Annotated in this window: 1 pseudogene (running past one end of the window); it reads left to right on the top strand. The window is 38.0% G+C overall.

Annotated features, from left to right (window positions below):
- A pseudogene (locus tag FUA24_RS17255) lies at positions 1-332 on the top strand (adenosylhomocysteinase) (its annotated part extends 523 nt beyond the left edge of the window); the annotation flags it as partial.

Genomic DNA, 332 nt, shown 5'->3' with positions numbered 1-332 from the left:
TATGCTAGCTGGTAAAAGAGTTGTAGTTTGTGGTTATGGTGATGTTGGTAAAGGTACTGCTGCGTCATTCCGTGGTGCTGGTTCTATTGTTACTGTAACAGAAATAGACCCCATTTGTGCATTACAAGCCGCAATGGACGGTTTTGAAGTTAAAAAACTAGAAACTGTTGTTGGTAATGCCGATGTTGTAATTACAACTACCGGTAACAAAGATATTGTTAGAAGTGAGCATTTTGAAGCTATGAAAGACAAAACTATTGTTTGCAACATTGGGCATTTTGATAACGAAATAGACATGGCTTGGTTAAACACAAACCACGGAAACACTAAAG

This window comes from Seonamhaeicola marinus, assembly GCF_008085455.1.
This window is presented reverse-complemented; position numbering and strand designations above follow the sequence as displayed.